The following is a 16854-nucleotide window of genomic DNA, read 5'->3' on the forward strand; positions in this document are numbered from 1 at the left end:
CCCTTTCCGGGGATAATGGCCTGCGGTTCTCTGGGGAAGCCCGTTTTCCTGTGCTGCGTACCGCCAATCGTCGCCCCCTGATTTCCCTTGCTCCCCTCTTTGATCTGGGGGTCGTCTGGAACAATAGCCGCAATCCTGCAGGTGCCGTGCCTAATAATGTGATTGCCGGTCTCGGCATGGGACTCTTGGTGCAACCGACCCGAAACCTTGACATTCAGTTCCAGTACGCGGTGCCGTTGATTGGTCTGCCCGGTCAAACCCGTAGTTTACAGTCCGATGGCATTTACTTTACGTTGACCGTGCGTCCCTAGGGTGTATCGAGGGCTGTGCGGAGTGCCTGACAAAACTCGGCGACAGCGGCAACCCCCTGATCGGGTTCGGCCAGACGTTTGACAAAGGCACTGCCGACAATGGCGGCATCAGCACCCCAATCGCGGACCTGGCGGGCATGATCGGGACTGGCAATGCCGAACCCGACCCCAATCGGCTTTGGAGTGATCTGGCGTAGGGTGTGTAACAGTTCCTGAACCCGCGCGGCCATTTGTTGACGCATGCCAGTCACACCCGTAGTGCTGACAAGGTAAATAAATCCTTGGGAAGCGGTGGCGATCGCCCGCATTCGGTCTGGGGATGTGGTGGGTGCAATCAGTAGTGTCAATTCCAAGCCTAGATTCGCTGTCTGCGCGAGTACGGGTTCCGCTTCCTCAAGGGGCAGATCGGGAATCACTAACCCCTTGATCCCGGCTTGGGCAACGGCTTTCAGAAATAAAGAGACCCCCCGATGATAGATGGGATTGTAGTAGGTAAATAAAATCAGTGGTGCCCTTAGTTGGCGGTGCAAGTCCGTTGTCATTTCTAAGACGGCTTCGAGGCGAGTTCCTCGTTGCAGGGCGCGGGTGGCGGCTGCCTGAATCACTGGACCATCGGCCAAGGGATCCGAATAGGGCATTCCCAGTTCAATCAAATCTGCGCCATGGGCATCCAAGGTTTTGAGGGCAGCAACCGTGGTCTCTAAATCAGGGTCACCGGCGGTCAAAAAGGGAATTAGGGCACAGCGTTGACGGGCACGACATTGCTCAAAGCGTTCAGAAATGGTAGGCACAGTCACGGGCAATCGCTCTCAAGGATGCATAACAATTGTGCCAGATTAGAGACAGCCCTTTTCTAGAATATGAGATACAGATAGTGGCCAATGCCAGTGAGGGTCATCTAAGCGTGAATTGGTGGCATTTTCTCCCCTTTGGCGATCGCCTGCAGCAGTGGACCCTAGAAGCGCGATTGCTCCACTGGTTGACCCTAGTGTGGATTGGTCTTGGGTTGGTCGTCCTCTTTTCCGCTAGTTTTCCCGTGGGCTTGGCTGAAACAGGGGATGGGCTGTACTACTTTACCCGCCAGCTGCTATGGCTTGCCCTTGGCTGGGCAGGATTCCAGTTGTTTTTACGATTGCCGTTGCGGCGATCGCTCCAGATGGCCATTCCGGGCTTCTTTTTGTTTCTGCTCTTGATCTGGGCAACACGACTACCGGGGGTCGGAACCACAGTGATGGGCGCCACCCGCTGGATTAGTCTTGGCGCTTTTCAACTCCAGCCCTCGGAGATGATGAAGCCTTTTTTAGTTCTGCAAGCAGCGTGGGTCTTTAATGCTTGGCGGCGGCTGCACCTGAAGGCGCGCTGTTTTTGGATCACGGCCTTTGCCCTGACGCTGCTGGGGATTTTAATTCAACCGAACCTCAGCACAACCGCTCTCTGTGGTATGACGTTATGGCTGATTGCCCTCGGTGCGGGTTTACCCTTGGCGCCCCTGCTGTTAACCGCCATGAGTGGCTTAGGCTTAGCAGTACTGAGTATCAGCATTAATGAGTATCAACGGCGGCGGATCATGTCCTTCTTCAACCCTTGGGCGGATGCAATGGGAGATGGCTACCAACTGGTGCAGAGTCTTTTGGCCGTTGCTTCGGGGGGCGTTTTTGGGGCAGGCTATGGCTTTTCCCAGCAAAAGCTTTCCTACTTGCCCATTCAGCACACAGATTTTATTTTTGCGGTCTATGCCGAGGAAATGGGACTGTTGGGGTGCCTGTTACTCTTGGCCCTCCTGGCGGCCTACGGATGGTTGGGAATGCGGGTGGTGAATCGGGCGCGGGATCCCCTTGTCCAACTCATTGCCTTGGGGGCAACGGTGATCATGCTCCTCCAGGCCTTGATTAATATTGCTGTGGCCATTGGGCTGTTACCGACCACAGGGTTGCCTTTTCCCCTCTTTAGCTATGGCGGAAGCTCAATTATGGCGAGTATGGCGATCGCTGGCCTGTTGATTCGCTGTGCCCGCGAGGCGCAACCGGCAGAGGTGATTGCTTTCCCCAATGCCCCGCCCACTCAACCCACTCGCCGCCGTCGTGCCGCGGCGGTCGTTCCCCTACGCCCGCAGGGGATGAGTCGCTCCTCTAACCGCAGGCCCTAAGCTGAAATTTCACGGCCATCTGGGCGCCATACGGCAATCACCGAGGGCCGAGGCACAACCACCTTTTCGTCATAGGGCCAACGTGTTGGCAGCTCAGCGGTGGATTTAGCCCCTTCCCCCGGATGCTGAATGGCACAAAAGAAGGTGCGATAGTCGCTGCTAAACTCAGGACCACAGATTTCACAGCCTGGCACCCCTGAGAGAAACATCTTGAACTCGCGGCCAGAGGGATTGAGAACATAAACGCCATCATTTTTCTGGAGCCGACTTGGGGCAGGGTTGCCATCAGTTGTAATCCAAACATTGCCCCGTGCATCAAAGGCAAAGTTATCGGGTGCTGAAATGGCTGGCACGGTTTTGTCCACAGCTTGCCCGTAGAGGAGGAGTTGACGATGGGGAACCGCTGCCGCTGGTTCACCACACAGCAGAGGAATCTGCCACTGAAAGCGCACTGCGGTGGGGTTCCCGCCGGCTTCAGCAATTTCGAGAACATGCCCCATGACGTTTTCGGAGCGGGGGTTGGCGCGATCGCTGGCTGTGCGCCGCTCATTGTAGGTCAAGGCTGCCCAGACAGTCTTGGTGACGGGGTTCCACTCCACATCTTCAGGGCGATCCATTTTGGTTGCGCCTAGGGCATCAGCAGCCCCGCGGCTATTGATGAGGCATAGGCCCGGATTCGCCTGAAAAGGATCGGGCAGGGCGGGATTGGGGAGAATTTTTCGCCCTTGAATGGTGGCAATTGGCAGCCACTCACCCCCCAAGTTCTCGTTAAAGCGAGCAACATACAGCGTTCCTTCATCCAGCAGTCCCCAATTGGCCTCCCGCTGGCGGGGGTTGTATTGGCCTTGGCTGACGAATTTATAGATGTATTCAAAGCGCGCATCATCCCCCATATAAACCACCACGCGCCCATCTGGAGCAATGACCGTTGTGGCCGCCTCGTGGCGGAACCGACCCAAGGCAGTGCGCTTCACCGCCGCACGATTGGGATTGAGGGGATCGACCTCCACTACCCAGCCAAAGCGAAAGGCCTCGTTGGGTTCTTTTTCAATATTGAACCGATTTTCGTAGAGATAAAACCCATAGCGATCGGCGCGATCGCTGGGAACCCCATAGCGCTTGTGCAGTTCCCGCACTTGGCCGCTCAGTGATGCCTCGCTGCCTCCAAAATAGCTGTGAAAGTTCTCCTCGCAGGTGAGAATGGTGCCCCAAGGCGTCTTGCCGGCAGCGCAGTTGTTGAGGGTGCCATAGACCAGTCTGCCCCGGGGATCATATTGGGTGCACATCAGAGGATGCCCCTGCAGGGGGCCGCCAATTTGACAGGGCGTGGAGCCAGTAATGCGACGATTGTAGGGAGAGCCTTGCACATAGTGCCATCCCCCCTGTTGGTGGGGGCGAATTTCTACGACCGAAAGGCCATGAGCTTCCCGTTGTAGGGCGGCTTGCCAGCGATTGGGTCGCCCCTCAAAGCCTTGAAACATGAGTTCTGGATTGGTGTATTCGTGATTAACAACCAAGAGGCGTCGCCCGCGAGGCGCCTCAACATAGCCGACAAAATCGCAATTGTAGCCAAAGCAGTGCTTCTGCCGCTCCACCATGGCTGCTGTAACTTGCTCGTGCACAGCATTCCAATCCAGATGCGGGCCATTATCAAGGGCATCGCCCCAGCGAATCACCAAGCCATACTGGAATCCCGCTGGCAAAGTGATTTTGTCCTCCCCATTCGGGTAAATAGTCGCAAAGCTTGGGGCAGGCAAGGAGAGAGCCACCTTCTCCTCCAGACTGCTGATAGCCAAGCCGGCAGCTCCCCAAAGGGCCGTTTTGAGAAAATCCCGCCGCCGTAGCGTCCGCTGCAAAATGTCACCAAAGTACTCTCCCATACCTCACTGCCCTGATTGCTAACCGTGTAAACGACCTACGCGATTAGGTTAAACAACAAACGTTAAAGGTAGTTAAAGGCTGGGGAAAGAAGTTGCTCTCTTTCGGGGTGACCCAGAGCAACTACAGGGCAGCAGCAAGGAGCTTTTGCGTGTAGGGATGCTGCGGTTGGGCAAAGAGTTGGGCTGTGGGGGCAAGTTCCACAATTTTGCCAGCGTACATCACTGCAATGCGATCGCAAAAACTCCGCGCCACCGCCAGATCGTGGGTAATAAAGAGATAGGTGAGTTGCAACTGTTCTTTTAACTGCTGCATCAGTGCCAACACCTGCCGTTGAATGTGGGCATCGAGCATGCTCACTGGTTCGTCACAAACCACCAGTTGCGGGTGGGTAATCAGGGCGCGGGCGATCGCCACCCGTTGGCGTTGTCCTCCCGATAGGGCATGGGGATAGCGGTGCACGTACACTTCAGGGGGGGTTAATTCCACTTTGGCTAACATCTCGCGTACCTGTTCTTGGGCAGCCTCTTTTGCCATCAGCCGATGAATCAGCAGTGGCTCCAGCAAATTTTGCCCCACGGTCATTTTCGGGTTGAGGCAGGCATGGGGGTCTTGGAAAATCATTTGCAGATCGCGGCGGGCTGTGCGCAGTTGTGCTGCTGGCAAGTGAGTTAAATTGCGCCCCAAGAACACCACTTCACCGGCATTGGCGGGAATCAGTTGCAGAATCAAGCGCGAGAGCGTACTTTTGCCGCAGCCCGATTCGCCCACGAGGCCGAGGGTTTCGCCGCGGCGCAACGTGAGATCGACACCATCTACAGCACGAATGATAATCTGGGGTTGTAGCCATCCCCCCAAGCGGTAGTGCCGCTGTAGATTATGCACCTGTAGCAATGGCGGCGTCTTGTCCAAGGGCGGAGACTCTCGGCAGGGCAGTTGGCGGGCAGCGAGTAGCGATTGGGTATAGGGATGTTGCGGCTGGTGCAGGACTTGGCGAGCGGCTCCCAATTCAACAATCTTACCTTGGTGCATCACCGCAAGGCGATCGCAATATTTGGCTATCAGTGCCAGATCGTGGGAAATGAGGAGTAGCCCCCGCTGCTCCTCTTGGCACAGGCGCGTGAGTTCATCGAGAATTTCCGCTGCAACGGTGACATCCAGCGCCGTTGTCGGTTCATCGGCAATGATCAGCGGCGGATTCAACAGCAACGCAAGGGCGATCGCCACCCGTTGGCGCATACCCCCACTCAACTCATGGGGATACTGATGGAGGCGATTGGGGGGGATTCTCACGCGATCTAGCACCTCAACAATCCGCTGCCGCCGCTGAGGGCGACTCAACCTAGGCCAATGACTCCGCAATAGCTCATCGCAGTGCTCGTAGATGCTCATTAGGGGATTGAGGCGCGTCATCGGATCCTGAAAGACCAAGCCAATTTGCTCGCCCCGCAGCCGCCGCAACTGCGAAGCGCTCAGCCCCAAAAGGGATTGCCCCCGCAGGGTAATCGCGCCAGAAACCTGTGACCGCGGCGGTAACAACTGCAAAATGGCCTTACCAATCGTGGATTTGCCACAACCCGACTCCCCCACCAAGCCAAAGCGCTCTCCGGCAGCCACACAAAAGGAAACACCATCCACCACGAATGCTGCAGTAGATGATGTCTCCGTTGGGGGGTAGGCGACCCGCAATTCTCTGAGTTCTAAAAGAGTCGCCATTTGTGTCTTGGTCCTAGGCAGGTTCGATACGGGCGTAAAAGACCCCTTGAATTTTCACTTCGTGAGGTTCATGGGCGCCCATATCATCATCGGAGAGTTGCTCACTTTCAAAGGTGCCAGCAATTTCACCCGTACGGCCATCCACTTTCGCCACATTCAGAGCAATTTCACCCTTGGTGAGGGAGAAGCGCTTGACGTTGGCGCGAGCCAGTTCTTCTTCTTTACCTTGGGGAAGGGCGATCGCTGAGTCATAGCCAGAGGCCAAGCCCCGTCCTTTGGGATCAAGGAAGTTGGCGGTGCGGTAGGAAGGAACGTTAAATTCCCCCTTGAAATCCGTTGAAGTGGTGATGCTGCTAATGTTGGGCTGAGTGGTCGCCACCAAGTTTTTCACTGTAAAGAGCAGTGGGATGCGCTCACCACCGGGCATTTGCACGGTCACGGGTTGGAAGTCAATCCCATCCTCTTCCACAAACGTGAGGCTGCCATCGCTGTTGACCTTGAGTTCCCCTTGAATTTGATCCAAGCTTGTGGTTTCGCGGGTCACCAGTTTTGTGGGAACAAATTCGGCCTCTTGGCGTTTGTTCTTCGGCTCTTCCTTGACCAAAAAAGTCGTGGGCTGCAAGCACAGTTGGGCAATGCGATAGGTTTGGGAGCTATCAATGGGGTAGGCACCCCGCGCTGTATCATCAAGGGTGGGGCACTTGTTGGCCAGACCTGTACCGACAATATCGTCATAGGTTAAAGTCTGTTTTGCGGCAAAGGCGGGGGCGCTCAAGGCAAAAATCCCTAGACATACCGCCAGCAGAGTCGCCATTAAAATGCGATATTTCATGGTTAACCTCAGAAGTCAAAGTATCTCAAAGCAGTCAGAGTGTGGGAGATACCCCTGCGTAAGAGTCCAGTGAAGGCAGCCATACGACTACCTTATCAATCCATGATTATACGGAGGTTTGCGATCGCCTCAGAGAGGAAATTTTCGCAGATGTTTTAATCTAAAAAGAGAAAAAATAAATGACCGATCTCTGTGCGTGTTGAGCGGCAAAGTAAACTAGTAAAAAAGCAGGAGCAGGAGTGGATGTATGGATGACAGCGAGTTATTTGCTGTTTTTGTTGCCGATGTTGTCAATGGTACTGAGAGCCTTGCTTCGAATTGCAGCTATCGCATTGAATCCGTCTTAAGCACTTTGCAACTAGTGGACAACAAAGCGGGCGTCATTGCCACAGGCAAGAGTGAAAATGGGCAACTGCAGGTCATGATCAACAGAACCTAAAGATTCTCGGAACAACAGACATAATAACTTTATAGAGCATCGAACAACGCAATGCTTGCCTGTTTGCGATCTCGCCAACTGACTTCCCCTTGAGGCAACTATGTCAAATCCGTCCCGTGATACCAATATTGGCCAAGTTCTCATGAATCGGTATCAGCTCACAGAGCTGATTGGCAAAGGCTCAATGGGGCGGGTGTATCGCGCGGAGGACATTCTTTTAGGAGGGGTTCCTGTTGCCGTTAAGTTTCTCTCTCAGACCCTGCTCAACGACCGCATGAAAACCCGCTTTGCCCAAGAGGCGCGAGCCGGTGCTCTCCTCGGCCAGAAAAGTATGCACGTGGTACGGGTACTCGACTACGGCATGAATAGTGAGGAAATTCCCTTCTATGTCATGGAATTTTTACAAGGGGAAAACCTCAGTGATTTGCTTTTGGAAGCTCCCTTGCCCCTAAGCCGATTTTTGCGAATTGCCCGCCATATGTGCCTTGGTCTCCAAGTGGCTCATGAGGGAATTGTGATCGAAGGCCAAAAATGTCCCATTATCCACCGCGACATCAAACCCAGCAATGTCCTTGTAATTCAGGACAGCACGATGGGGGAACTTGCTAAGATATTGGATTTTGGGATTGCCAAATTTTTGGGGGATCTGTCTGAAAAAGGACAAACCTCTTCATTTATGGGCACTTTGGCCTACTGTTCGCCCGAGCAAATTGAAGGGCGGGAATTGGATCACCGCTCGGATATCTATAGTCTAGGCATCACCATGTATGAGCTACTCACAGGCAAGATGCCCATTCAGGCGGAAACCCACTCCATTGGCAGTTGGTTTAAGGCGCACCACTTTCAGAAGCCTGTACCTTTTAGTGTGGCGAGTCCGGGGCTACATCTTCCCCCTGCCCTTGAGGAACTCATTATGGCCTGTATGGCCAAATCCCCCAGCGATCGCCCCCAAAACATGGGTGAAATTATTAAGGTGCTCACCGCTCTTGAGGAACAGTTTGGTAGTGGTCGAGTCACCCAGCCGGGGGTAGAGGTCGCTGCAAAAGTTTCTCAACCTTCAGAACGGCGATCGCAACCGCCTGTTGCCCTTGCAACGGTTGAAGAAGTCTGCTGGCAAAGTGTTTGGCCTGCTGATAAACCCGTAGCGGAAATTGTCTTCCCCATGCCCTTATATGCGCAACGGGAATCAGCGGCGTCGCTGTGGGTGATGTTGCCTCGGGCAGAGATCGATCGCCGCATGCTCAATATTCGCTACAACCAGTTTCTCTTTACCACCAGTCCCCACCCGATGATCCTCTGGATTACCGCCATCTACGATCCCAAGCAAGGTCCCCGCTGGTTGCCCTGTTATTTGGATATGAAATTACCCCGTAATCAAGAACTTTGCGTTTTGCTCTCGGAGACCGGCTATTATCCGCTGCTCTTTTTCTCCCTTGAGGATCCGCAACACTGTATCAATGTTCGCATGTTTACGATCGCCACCTTCCAGCGGCAACTGCTACGGGATTGGCTGCAAACCAGCAAAAGCTTGCCCAGTTCAGCCCCAGCAACCGTTAGCCGCAACCTGCTCAAGGGAGAGTTTGAAAACTACAAGCCGCAAATTTTGGCCAAGCTAGAAAACGTCAAGACGGCCACAGTCATTGACTAGGGATACTGCGATCGCCCTCTAGGGCAGCAATAGAGAAAAATATATTAAGAGATGTTGCGCAATTGGTAAAGAATTGTTACAGTGAGGGTACAGGGTTCGATCAGGAGTCAAAACCATGGAAGATACCAAAACCATCAAAGCAGAAGATCGCAACGCATGGGTGTTTGGGTTTACCCCCCAAGCTGAAATCTGGAACGGTCGCCTTGCCATGATTGGCTTTGTGGCAGCGCTACTCACAGAATTGATCACCAAACAAGGCGTGCTTCATTTCTGGGGTCTCCTTTAGACCTTAACTCTCTCCCAATTTTCAGCGGTCAAAGTGTCACTTGAGGTCAGCAATGGCCTCTTTTTTTTGGCCAATGACGGCTAAACACAGTCTTTGTCTCAAAGAGGGCACGCCCGCAACAACGTGACAACCACCAAGGGAAAGGATGACATTCCCCTTATAGATCGAAGCTGAATAGAGGGACGGTAGCGGGAAATGCTGCTGTCAAAGTATCTGTTGAATGATTTGCGATTGAGAATGAATGAATCTAGGAGTGATTCACACGGGGAATTCCCAGACTGTAGTTACGCACACGGCTATTGAGGTTATAGCCAATTTCCCCTTTCATCAGTAACGAGCGAATAAAGTGCTCCAAGTCTGAGCCAATCCGCCGTAGATTGTACTCCGTCAGCTCTTCGCCTGCCGCATTGGCCACCAATTCCTGAAACTTGGCTTCCACCTTCGCAAGGGCGGCGTCGTTCCACTCCAACTCGTTATCGGGATCCACATTCAGCGTCAGCGTTTCTGTATCAGAGTAAACTGTACCATCAACCACATAGCCGGCATAGATGTGGATGTGGCGCGTTGTGGACTTCAGTAGCATGGCTAACCCAGCGACGAGTGGACAGGAGTTGGTTAATGCCTCTACTATACCAAGAACATTACCAAGAACAGTTTGGCAGAAAGTTTAGAAAAACTCATGGCTTGCCCCAAGAATCAGGAAGGCCACTGCGCTGGCCCCTAGGCTGTGTCTGGTGAAAAAATCAAAAAAAATTAATTTGATGACCTCAAGACAGCATCACCTCTGCAATCACTTGGCCAGTGCCCCCAAGGCTAGATTGGCGGTACGAAATGCCCCTATAACCCCGTATAAAAACCTATAAAAAGTAACCCCCTCAAAATACCATTGCAGTTAGACAACAAGGCACAGGATTAGGTTCGTCTAAATTCTAAGGTTGAGCAGAAGGGGAAGGCGTGGTTAACTTAGGGAAAGAGTTTTTAAGAGTTGCCCCTATGCCCTGGATCGCGTTACCTGTGCAACCTTTTCTTGCCAATACTGCGGCAGAATCAGTGAACTTGGCGGAAGCAGGTCCATTGATCTTGGCGGCTGTTTTGCTGAGTTTGGTGGTGATCTACTTTGCCAGCAAAGTCGGCGGTGAAATTTGTGCCCGCATTAACTTTCCGCCGGTACTGGGGGAGCTGGTGGGCGGTGTAGTCGTGGGTATTTCTGTCTTGCACCTGTTGGTCTTTTCCGAAGGGGGGGCAACGGAACCCTCCGTGCTAACGACCTTTATTCAGCAGACGTCAGGCATGGATGGCACTGTCGCTTCAGTGGTTGCCAATACTGCCAGCGAAGTGATTTCGGTGCTCTCGGAAATTGGCGTCATGATCCTGCTGTTTGAGATTGGCTTGGAATCGGATTTAGAGGGCTTGCTCAAGGTGGGGCCCCAAGCGGCTGTCGTCGCCGTGGTGGGGGTGGTAGCTCCCTTTGTTGCGGGAACTTTTGGCCTCGTGACGCTGTTTCATGTGGACTTGGTACCCGCCATCTTTGCCGGTGCAGCTCTCACGGCAACCAGTATTGGGATCACAGCCAAAGTCCTTGCGGAAATTCAACGCCTCACTTCTCCGGAAGGTCAAATCATTATTGGGGCAGCCGTTCTCGATGACATTCTCGGCATTATTGTGCTGGCAGTGGTGGCCAGTCTAGCCAAAACCGGCACGGTCGAGATCAGCAATGTGATCTACTTAATCATTAGCTCTGTGGTCTTTTTGGTCGGGTCTGTTGTTGTGGGACGGCTGCTGAGTCCCTTCTTTCTGGGGATGGTGGATCGCCTGACAACGCGCGGCAACTTACTGATTCCCTCTCTTATCTTTGCCTTTGTCCTTGGTTATGTGGCCGTGATCCTGCAACTGGAAGCGATTCTCGGTGCTTTTACTGCTGGCTTAGTCCTCGGGGAAACAGAGAAGCGGCGTGAGCTAGAGGAGCAGATTTTACCCATTGCCGATATGTTGGTGCCAGTGTTCTTTGTTTGTGTTGGCGCACGCACCGATATTAGTGTCCTCAATCCCCAAGAACCGGCCAATCGTGCAGGTCTGATTATTGCCTCCTTCCTTGTCTTGGTGGCCATTGTTGGTAAGGTGGTAGCAGGGGTAACCGTCTTTGGTCAGCCGGGGATTAACCGTTGGGCTATTGGCATTGGTATGGTGCCGCGCGGTGAAGTGGGCTTGATTTTTGCGGCTGTGGGGTCGGCCAGTGGTGTGCTCTCGAAGGCTCTAGATGCTGGCATTATCGTGATGGTGATTGTGACCACGTTCGTTGCGCCTCCTCTGTTGCGTTTGGTCTTCAAGCCAGAGACAGAGGCGTTACCCACCTCGGATGTGGCAGTGGAGTCTCCCCCAGAAGGATAGCAATGGAACCGATTACGGTCATTGGCGGTGGTTTAGCCGGTACAGAAGCGGCTTGGCAAATTGCCCGTGCGGGTTTGCCGGTGGTGTTGTATGAAATGCGCCCCCAAGTGGCCAGTCCAGCCCACCATACGGCAGAGTTGGCAGAGTTGGTGTGCAGTAACTCCTTTGGTGCCAAGGCGAGCGATCGCGCCACGGGGTTATTGCACCATGAACTGCGTGCTCTAGGCTCGTTGATTATCGCCACCGCTGATCGCCATCAAGTACCCGCCGGAGGTGCCCTAGCGGTGGATCGCGCCCAGTTTAGTCGTGAGCTAACCACAACCCTTGAGCGTCATCCCCTAATTACCTTGCGGCGCGAAGAGCTAACTCGCCTGCCAGAAGGGGGCATTGTGGTATTGGCCACTGGACCGCTCACAAGTGAAGCCCTGAGTGCTGATCTCCAGCGCTTTACAGGACTGGACTACCTGAGTTTCTTCGATGCCGCCAGCCCCATTGTGGTTGGGGAGTCCATTAACCGCGAGGTGGCCTTTCTGGCCTCGCGTTATGATCGCGGCGAAGCGGCCTATCTCAACTGTCCCTTCACCGCCGAGGAATATCTGCGGTTTTGGCAGGCCCTCTGTGAGGCCGAACAGACCCCTCTCAAAGACTTTGAGCGCGAGAATGCCCAATTTTTTGAAGCCTGTTTACCCATTGAGGAGTTGGCACGGCGGGGAGTAGATACGCTGCGATTTGGACCTTTGAAACCCGTGGGCTTGCGGCATCCGCGCACCGGAGAGCGTCCCTATGCAGTGGCTCAACTGCGCCAAGAGGATCGTCACGGTCAACTGTGGAACTTGGTGGGGTTTCAAACGAATCTGCGCTGGGGGGAGCAGCAGCGGGTTTTTCGGATGATCCCCGGTTTAGAGCAGGCGGAGTTTGTGCGCATGGGGGTGATGCACCGCAATACCTTCTTAAATGCACCCAAGTTGTTGAGTGCTAGTCTCCAGTTTCGCGATCGCCCCACTCTCTTGGCGGCGGGTCAAATTACGGGTACGGAGGGATACAGCGCTGCGGTCGCCGGCGGCTGGTTAGCGGGAACCAATGCCGCTCGCTTAGCACGGGGACTGGCACCCTTGGTCTTGCCCCCAACCACGATGGCCGGCGCGTTGTTTCACTACATCAGTACGGCGGAGAGCAAAACCTTCCAGCCCATGCCCCCCAACTTTGGTATTTTGCCGCCCTTGGAGCAAAAGGTTCGCCAAAAGGCTTTGCGCTATGCCGCCTATCGCGATCGCGCCCTTAGGGATTTAAACACTTGGGCAACAGCGATGTCGCTGTCCCTACAGCCTCTAGAGTTAGACGGGTGCGATCCTGCTGTCGTTGAAGCTGGAGCCTAAGGTAGGCGGAGGGCAAGGTGGGCAGGCGATCGGGCCACTCAATGGCAACAATTCCCAGATCAATTTCTTCCCCAAGCCAATAGCGTTCTGGCGCCAGCTCCGCCACCTCAGCGGGAGTGAGACGATAGAGATCAAGGTGATAGAGAGGGACGCGCCCCTCGGCATATTCCTGAATTAGTGTGAAGGTGGGACTTTGGATGACCTCAGTAATTCCCAGTCCTTCCCCTAAAGCCTGTACAAATGTCGTTTTCCCTGCTCCCAGTTCCCCTACTAACAAGAGCACCGTTCCCGCCGGCAGCCATGTCCCCCACTGGCGCCCCAAGGCTTGCAGTTCTGTCAAGCTCAGGTTGAGGCTCGTCATTTAGGCTCGCACAGCTTCGAGGAGTCGCGAAAAGTAAAAGCGGGTTTTGGTCATGGCACTGCGCTCAATCCGCCAACCCAAGTCCCGCAAAATGCCGACAATCAATTCCTCGCTGTGGAGATAGGCACGGGTGGTTTTACTGGCGCCGGGGAAGAATTCGCCAATCTTCTTGAGGAGGGTATATTTTGGGGTTTTGGGGGCAAAACTGACAATCAATCGCTCCATTGCCAAGGAACTCAAGTAGGCTAGCATTCGCGCCATTTGGCTGTCGGGATAGTGGATCAAGACATCAAGGCAAATCACGATGTGATATTGTCCCCGCAGCGCCTCCAGATCGCTGACACTCAAGATCAGTTCATGGTGGCCATTCAACTGAGCAGCGGCGCGATCGCGAGCTTCGGCCACCATCTTCTCAGAAATGTCACTGGCATAGACCCGTGCCCCCAATGCTGCTAGGGGAATGCTCAAACTGCCAACACCACAGCCCGCATCACAGATCAGCTTACCCTTGAGGGAGCCATCCGCTTTGAGCCATGCCAGCACCGTATCAATGGTTTGTTGGTGTCCCATGCGGATATCCGCTTGCACCTTGCTGACCGGATCCGTGCCATAGATGCGCCGCCAGCGATCGAACCCCGTGGTGTTGAAGTAGTTTTGCACAATTGCCTTTTCGTCAGCCGTAGATTGTGTCATAAGTTCCTGATGAATCGTTATTGCCCCAATTATTGTGGCATAGGGACTGTGGTTTGCAGTGCCAATCGGGTGCTCACTAGCCCCAAAATCACCCCAATGATGATCAGGAAGACCCCCAAGCCCACCGACCATTCAAGGGAGACATTGCTGGCAAGGGCGTGAAAACTGGCCTGTTGGGCTAACCACTGCTGAAGTTGTCGACTACTGCCCCAACCAACCATCCACGCTAGTAAACCACCGCCGCCTCCTAGGCTAGCGGCTTGAATAAATAGGGGGGTGTAGATCCAAGTTTGGGTAGCGCCCACCAATGTCATGATCTCAATTTCAGGTTGGCGTACAAGGATAATCAACCGCAAAATAGCGCTCACCAGAGCAACGACCGTTACACCCAGGAGGAGCACCAAAATGAACGTGACTCCCCGCACCACTCGTTGCAGACTTTGCAGGCCTGTTAGGGCGCGCTCAAGATACTGCACAGACTCAATGCCTTCCTTTTGGGCAATTTGGCTGGCTAAGGGAACCACCTGTTCGAGGCTTTGAGCACGAATCTTGATTTCATCACTGAGGGGATTGGTGTCAAAGAGGTCTAAGCCACCCTGTTCATGTTTGAGGCCTAAATCAGCTTGCAATTCTGCCCAAGCGCGATCGCGATCAATCCAAGTGAAGTTGGCTACCCCCGGTAATGCCGCTAACTGCTCCTTGAGGCTGGCCACCTTGGCCGCGGGAAGATCAGGGGACACATAGGCCGTAATTTCTAGCCGATTCCCCAAGGACTCGACACTAGCGCCAAGGAGTTGCGACACTTGCCAGCCCCAACCAAAGATAAAAAGCGTCACGGCCACAGCAATGACGGCTGCGCCATTGAGCCAACCACCGCGCCAAAGACTGCGGCGCACTTCTGGCAGCAAAAAGTCAAGGGTGGGGAAGGGACTCAAGTTTGCCATGGTGCAAATGGAGAATTGGATGGGGAACTAAGCGAGTCAAGGCTAAGTCATGGGTGGTAAAGAGGACTGTTAACCCATGTTGATGGAGGCGATGGAGCAGGGCAAGAATTTGCTGGCTGGTTTGCGGATCCAGATTACCCGTGGGTTCATCCGCCAGCAATAGCTCAGGCCCACCAACGATCGCCCGTGCAATGCTCACCCGCTGCTGCTCTCCCCCCGACAGCGATTGGGGATTGGCATTGGCTTTGTGGCTGAGTCCCACTAGTTTCAGGGCAGTGTGAACCCGCTGTTGAATTTCCGCCTTTGGCAGACCGCGCACCAGCAGCGCAAAAGCAACATTTTCCGCCACAGAGCGATCGCCAAGGAGCTTAAAATCCTGAAAAATCACCCCCATCCGCCGTCGCAACTGCGCCATCTGCTGATCCCGTTGGGGATTGACTTCCTCACCGAATAGGCGAACAGTACCCTGATCCGGACGAAGTTGACCACAAAGAAGTTTTAAGAGGGTAGATTTCCCCGATCCCGAAGCCCCCGTGAGAAAGTAAAACTCTCCCCGTCGCAGTTGCAGATTGACCCGATCTAAACAGGGCAAGGCACCACCAAAGACCTTCGTAACTTGGCAGAGTTCGGCAATGATTGCCCCCTTAGAGGTTGGTTCACAGGGGGGTATCACTGGGGTGACTGCTGTCATCAGGATGAGAAACGCTGTCGCCCATGCCAACGACTCAGGATCGCCTTCCATGCAAATTGCGGCAAAGCCAGCATCCGCCGCCAGCGCCACGGTTCTTGATAGAGGCGATAGAGCCACTCTAAATGAAGCTTTTGGAATAGCTTGGGTGCTCGTTTTTTCACCCCAGCCCAAATATCAAAGCTACCACCGACACCGACCCAAATCGCCTCTGGGCAAATGTGACGATGGCGATCGATCCAGTATTCCTGCCGGGGCACCCCCAAAGCAACAAAGATAATGTGGGGTTGTGCCTCTTTCAGCTTTTCAATGAGGGCAACTTCGGTAGCCGCATCATGGTAGCCAGATTGCACGCCCACAATCTTTAGATTCGGTAATTCTCGATGCCAGCGCTCAGCCACCTTTTCTGCCACCCCAGGAGCTGCCCCATAGAAAAAGACTCGCTTGGGTTGGGGTGCTTCATTGGCGAGCCGCAGCAGTGCTTCGGCAAATTCAATCCCCGGTAGACGACGCACAGAAAGGCCATGCAACTTGAGGTAGAGAATCACCCCCGATCCATCGGGAATCACCAAATCAGCACGGTGTAAAACGTCAGCAAACTCCGGTGTGCGCTCCGCCAGCATCACCATTTCTGAATTGAGCGTGATCACGTGTTGACCACGGCCATCCCGCTGCTGCATTAGTAACCACTCAGGAGCATTGTCCACCAAATGGAGGGGAAGTCCGAAAACTGAGACTTTTGCGGGAATGGTGGGCATCACAAGGGGGTAACGCATAGGCGAAGTTGAGCACAAGAAACACCGAGTATCTTACAGCCCTTTTCACAGCAAGTGAACACTCTAGGCAAAACAGCCTGATGGGCAGGAGAACGGTTTAGTCATGTGCCCCCATCGTCTGCAAAAGGGCTATATCGGATATACAAGGTCACGCCACGGGATATGCCTTGTTGAAATCCCCAAAACGCCTTTGCTAGATTAGAGGCGTTATTAAGATTCGTAAACTTGGCTCTTATTGTCCCATTGAGCTACCTCACGAATCTGCCTTTATCACTTCCGTTCGGAGTTGAGTTTTATGACGATCGCGATTGGACGAGCGCCAGCGGAGCGGGGATGGTTCGACATCCTCGACGACTGGCTTAAACGTGACAG

At 53.9% G+C, this 16854-nt stretch carries 16 protein-coding genes and 1 pseudogene; 7 read left to right on the forward strand and 10 right to left on the reverse strand.

What is annotated here, in order from left to right:
• Positions 1-311 (forward strand): annotated as a pseudogene (locus ACK4HN_RS11605) (ShlB/FhaC/HecB family hemolysin secretion/activation protein); the annotation flags it as partial.
• On the opposite strand, the gene trpA reads toward ACK4HN_RS11605, so the two are convergent.
• Positions 308-1102 carry a tryptophan synthase subunit alpha gene (trpA, locus tag ACK4HN_RS11610; RefSeq protein ID WP_409877718.1) on the reverse strand — a complete coding sequence of 265 codons (795 nt, stop codon included), beginning with the start codon at positions 1100-1102 and terminating at the stop codon, positions 308-310. The pseudogene ACK4HN_RS11605 and the gene trpA sit on opposite strands and share 4 nt — an antisense overlap.
• 113 nt (positions 1103-1215) lie before the next feature.
• On the opposite strand from trpA, the gene ACK4HN_RS11615 reads away from it, so the two are divergent.
• Positions 1216-2457, forward strand: a complete 1242-nt coding sequence (locus ACK4HN_RS11615) for an FtsW/RodA/SpoVE family cell cycle protein (protein ID WP_409869987.1) — start codon at positions 1216-1218, stop codon at positions 2455-2457.
• On the opposite strand, the gene ACK4HN_RS11620 is transcribed toward ACK4HN_RS11615, so the two are convergent.
• From ACK4HN_RS11620 to ACK4HN_RS11630, 3 genes are all read right to left on the reverse strand, one after another.
• The gene (locus ACK4HN_RS11620; RefSeq protein WP_409877716.1) at positions 2454-4337 is read right to left on the reverse strand and encodes a PhoX family protein; all 1884 of its coding nucleotides are present in this window, start codon (positions 4335-4337) and stop codon (positions 2454-2456) included. The genes ACK4HN_RS11615 and ACK4HN_RS11620 overlap by 4 nt on opposite strands.
• A 121-nt stretch (positions 4338-4458) precedes the next feature.
• Positions 4459-6051 (reverse strand): dipeptide ABC transporter ATP-binding protein, encoded by a 1593-nt coding sequence (locus ACK4HN_RS11625; RefSeq protein ID WP_409869983.1) that lies wholly within the window; start codon positions 6049-6051, stop codon positions 4459-4461.
• 13 nt (positions 6052-6064) lie between these two features.
• Positions 6065-6883, reverse strand: coding sequence for a photosystem II manganese-stabilizing polypeptide (locus tag ACK4HN_RS11630; protein WP_409869981.1), 819 nt, complete (start codon positions 6881-6883; stop codon positions 6065-6067).
• Positions 6884-7130: 247 nt separating this feature from the next.
• Between ACK4HN_RS11630 and ACK4HN_RS11635 the strand changes: the two genes are divergently transcribed.
• The 3 genes from ACK4HN_RS11635 to ACK4HN_RS11645 all read left to right on the forward strand — a co-directional run bounded on the left by ACK4HN_RS11635 (position 7131) and on the right by ACK4HN_RS11645 (position 9256).
• Positions 7131-7322 (forward strand): hypothetical protein, encoded by a 192-nt coding sequence (locus tag ACK4HN_RS11635; protein ID WP_409869979.1) that lies wholly within the window; start codon positions 7131-7133, stop codon positions 7320-7322.
• A 100-nt stretch (positions 7323-7422) separates the two neighbouring features.
• Positions 7423-8970 carry a serine/threonine protein kinase gene (locus ACK4HN_RS11640; RefSeq protein WP_409869977.1) on the forward strand — a complete coding sequence of 516 codons (1548 nt, stop codon included), beginning with the start codon at positions 7423-7425 and terminating at the stop codon, positions 8968-8970.
• Positions 8971-9085: 115 nt separating this feature from the next.
• Positions 9086-9256, forward strand: a complete 171-nt coding sequence (locus ACK4HN_RS11645) for a chlorophyll a/b-binding protein (protein WP_011056299.1) — start codon at positions 9086-9088, stop codon at positions 9254-9256.
• Between the two features lie 247 nt (positions 9257-9503).
• On the opposite strand, the gene ndhM is transcribed toward ACK4HN_RS11645, so the two are convergent.
• Positions 9504-9839: a photosynthetic/respiratory NAD(P)H-quinone oxidoreductase subunit M gene (gene ndhM / locus ACK4HN_RS11650; RefSeq protein ID WP_409869975.1), complete on the reverse strand. Its 336-nt coding sequence runs from the start codon at positions 9837-9839 to the stop codon at positions 9504-9506.
• 410 nt (positions 9840-10249) lie between these two features.
• Here ndhM and ACK4HN_RS11655 point away from each other — a divergent pair, with 410 nt between their 5' ends.
• Together ACK4HN_RS11655 and trmFO are read left to right on the forward strand one after the other, a co-directional pair.
• The gene (locus ACK4HN_RS11655) at positions 10250-11644 is read left to right on the forward strand and encodes a cation:proton antiporter (RefSeq protein ID WP_409869973.1); all 1395 of its coding nucleotides are present in this window, start codon (positions 10250-10252) and stop codon (positions 11642-11644) included.
• A gap of 2 nt (positions 11645-11646) precedes the next feature.
• The gene (gene trmFO, locus ACK4HN_RS11660) at positions 11647-13020 is read left to right on the forward strand and encodes an FADH(2)-oxidizing methylenetetrahydrofolate--tRNA-(uracil(54)-C(5))-methyltransferase TrmFO (protein WP_409869971.1); all 1374 of its coding nucleotides are present in this window, start codon (positions 11647-11649) and stop codon (positions 13018-13020) included.
• On the opposite strand, the gene tsaE is transcribed toward trmFO, so the two are convergent.
• From tsaE to ACK4HN_RS11685, 5 genes are read right to left on the reverse strand one after another with little or no spacing between them, the layout of a single operon-like run.
• Positions 12923-13381, reverse strand: a complete 459-nt coding sequence (tsaE, locus tag ACK4HN_RS11665; protein WP_409869969.1) for a tRNA (adenosine(37)-N6)-threonylcarbamoyltransferase complex ATPase subunit type 1 TsaE — start codon at positions 13379-13381, stop codon at positions 12923-12925. The two genes, trmFO and tsaE, sit on opposite strands and share 98 nt — an antisense overlap.
• Positions 13382-14074, reverse strand: a complete 693-nt coding sequence (bchM, locus tag ACK4HN_RS11670; protein WP_409869967.1) for a magnesium protoporphyrin IX methyltransferase — start codon at positions 14072-14074, stop codon at positions 13382-13384. It abuts the gene before it with no gap.
• Positions 14075-14103: 29 nt separating this feature from the next.
• On the reverse strand, positions 14104-15018 hold the full coding sequence (locus ACK4HN_RS11675) for a cell division protein FtsX (protein ID WP_409869966.1): 915 nt from the start codon (positions 15016-15018) through the stop codon (positions 14104-14106).
• Positions 14987-15799: a cell division ATP-binding protein FtsE gene (gene ftsE / locus ACK4HN_RS11680; RefSeq protein WP_409869964.1), complete on the reverse strand. Its 813-nt coding sequence runs from the start codon at positions 15797-15799 to the stop codon at positions 14987-14989. Before ftsE ends, ACK4HN_RS11675 begins: the two co-directional genes overlap by 32 nt.
• On the reverse strand, positions 15709-16482 hold the full coding sequence (locus ACK4HN_RS11685; protein WP_409850319.1) for a WecB/TagA/CpsF family glycosyltransferase: 774 nt from the start codon (positions 16480-16482) through the stop codon (positions 15709-15711). The genes ftsE and ACK4HN_RS11685 overlap by 91 nt, the downstream gene beginning before the upstream one ends.
• Positions 16483-16854 lie beyond the last annotated feature (372 nt).

This window comes from Thermosynechococcus sp. (assembly GCF_046299655.1).
Taxonomy (GTDB): domain Bacteria; phylum Cyanobacteriota; class Cyanobacteriia; order Thermosynechococcales; family Thermosynechococcaceae; genus Thermosynechococcus.

Excerpts from the sequence above, each read along its gene's own strand:
- ACK4HN_RS11620 (WP_409877716.1), bottom strand. The coding sequence starts at position 4,337 with ATGGGAGAGTACTTTGGTGACATTTTGCAGCGGACGCTACGGCGGCGG.
- ACK4HN_RS11625 (WP_409869983.1), bottom strand. The coding sequence starts at position 6,051 with ATGGCGACTCTTTTAGAACTCAGAGAATTGCGGGTCGCCTACCCCCCA.
- ACK4HN_RS11630 (WP_409869981.1), bottom strand. The coding sequence starts at position 6,883 with ATGAAATATCGCATTTTAATGGCGACTCTGCTGGCGGTATGTCTAGGG.
- ACK4HN_RS11635 (WP_409869979.1), top strand. The coding sequence starts at position 7,131 with ATGGATGACAGCGAGTTATTTGCTGTTTTTGTTGCCGATGTTGTCAAT.
- ACK4HN_RS11640 (WP_409869977.1), top strand. The coding sequence starts at position 7,423 with ATGTCAAATCCGTCCCGTGATACCAATATTGGCCAAGTTCTCATGAAT.
- ACK4HN_RS11645 (WP_011056299.1), top strand. The coding sequence starts at position 9,086 with ATGGAAGATACCAAAACCATCAAAGCAGAAGATCGCAACGCATGGGTG.
- ndhM (WP_409869975.1), bottom strand. The coding sequence starts at position 9,839 with ATGCTACTGAAGTCCACAACGCGCCACATCCACATCTATGCCGGCTAT.
- ACK4HN_RS11655 (WP_409869973.1), top strand. The coding sequence starts at position 10,250 with ATGCCCTGGATCGCGTTACCTGTGCAACCTTTTCTTGCCAATACTGCG.
- trmFO (WP_409869971.1), top strand. The coding sequence starts at position 11,647 with ATGGAACCGATTACGGTCATTGGCGGTGGTTTAGCCGGTACAGAAGCG.
- tsaE (WP_409869969.1), bottom strand. The coding sequence starts at position 13,381 with ATGACGAGCCTCAACCTGAGCTTGACAGAACTGCAAGCCTTGGGGCGC.
- bchM (WP_409869967.1), bottom strand. The coding sequence starts at position 14,074 with ATGACACAATCTACGGCTGACGAAAAGGCAATTGTGCAAAACTACTTC.
- ACK4HN_RS11675 (WP_409869966.1), bottom strand. The coding sequence starts at position 15,018 with ATGGCAAACTTGAGTCCCTTCCCCACCCTTGACTTTTTGCTGCCAGAA.
- ACK4HN_RS11685 (WP_409850319.1), bottom strand. The coding sequence starts at position 16,482 with ATGCGTTACCCCCTTGTGATGCCCACCATTCCCGCAAAAGTCTCAGTT.